Consider the following 1,627-nt stretch of genomic DNA (forward strand, 5'->3'; position numbering starts at 1 on the left):
TGAATATCAACTGGATTACTAAGTGATCCATCTGCAATAATTTATTTTATTAATTCTTTCTTTAATGTACTCATAAAAAATACCCTTTCCGGCATTGACTTTATATTTTTATCATTGCCATAAAGGAATATTTATTTCATCATAAGCACAAATTATTTTACATTACCGCATTTTCAATTCTAAGGCATGGTTTTTTAACTAGTGTTTTTGTGTATATTACTTATATTTACTTGAAATAACTTCTAAATATGAATCTATTATATTTTCATTCTTATCAACTACTTCTACTAAATTCATTTCTAAAGTATTTCCTATATCTACAGACTCAAAAACTTTCTTATTATGTAATATATATAATTGTTCATGATAAATAACCTCCACTCTATATGAGGTGGACTCTATGCTTACCCCTACACTTGGTACTTTAGGTCCTGAGCCTGGAGAATAATACTTATTTTTAACAACTACTCTTACTCTGGTTTTTCGTATGGATTTTGTTTTTAATTTCTTCACAATATATTTATATACTTCTTTCAATCCTATTATAATAGATACGATTACTCCAATTACTACAACTATAACCCATAAGTACTCAATAATTATATTCATTTAAATTCTCCCCATATAGTCACTAATTTCCGTTTAATACATTAATTTTATCACTTATTTATATTTTTTCTTATGCTTTTACCTTCATGCTGCATTTTGTAAGCTGTTTAAATTTCCATATTATTACATTTATACTCTTTTTCTTTTAGATATGTACTTCTTAATTGTCATTTTATACTCTATATACTCTATTATGTACATTCCACTTAAACTTACAAATACAAATATTATTAATAAACCCATTGGCAGAGGGAGTAGTTTTGAGTTTTCTAAATTTATAACTTGATCTTCTCTCTCATTTACTATAATTTTATTAAATTTCAACTTATATCTTGTATTATCTTTTTTTGCTGTTGGATAAATATCTTCTGCAATACTTTCTAGAAAAGTCATACCTTCATATGGATTAGAGTATTCAAATTCTTCTACATCCTCTTCTTTACGTTGAATTTTATCTTTTAATGTAAATTTATCTTTATCTATTACATATAAATAGTAATTTTCATATTCACTGTCTGTACTTAACATAAATATATTTTCTTTATCATTTAAATAAGCATTAATAAACTCTTCATTTTTGCCTATCCATACAGTATTTAAAAAGTCTCCATTTTTATCATATACTTCTACACTACCATTAAAGGCTTTTTCAATATAAAATTTATCATCGTCAACTAAAAATTGCGTTACAAAATAGTTAGGTCGTTGAGTTTTGTTTATGGTAAATTCTTTTGGAATTTTATAACTTCCCATTCCTAGATTAATTATTATGGCAATTATACTAAATGATATAATACCAATAAATAATATCCTTAATAAATCACCTATATTAAACTTATAATCCTCTTCATATAAAGTATCTTCTATTTCATCTAAATCTTTATCTCCATATTCATATCCATTTAAGTATAATTCTTCTATTAATGAAAATTCTTCCTTTCCTATTAGCATTTCTCTTCTTTTTTCCTTATTAAAATAAACTGACAATATAATTCCTACAAAGCCAAGTATAGTGCAT

At 24.6% G+C, this 1,627-nt stretch carries 2 protein-coding genes; both read right to left on the bottom strand.

All coding sequences use genetic code 11. The annotated features are described in order from the left end of the window. Positions 1 to 216: 216 nt before the first annotated feature. A complete protein-coding gene (locus QX51_RS15055) occupies positions 217 to 609 on the bottom strand; it encodes a hypothetical protein (protein ID WP_039680721.1) in 393 nt (130 codons plus the stop codon). Positions 610 to 738: 129 nt separating this feature from the next. After that, the coding region (locus QX51_RS15060) for a hypothetical protein (protein ID WP_207641679.1) at positions 739 to 1,627 on the bottom strand (889 nt) is incomplete at its 5' end.

Origin of the sequence: Terrisporobacter othiniensis (assembly GCF_000808015.1) — a bacterium.
Taxonomy (GTDB): Bacteria; Bacillota; Clostridia; order Peptostreptococcales; family Peptostreptococcaceae; genus Terrisporobacter; species Terrisporobacter muris.

Bases quoted from the DNA above. Each gene is read 5' to 3' on its own strand.
- QX51_RS15055 (WP_039680721.1), bottom strand. From the start codon at position 609: ATGAATATAATTATTGAGTACTTATGGGTTATAGTTGTAGTAATTGGA.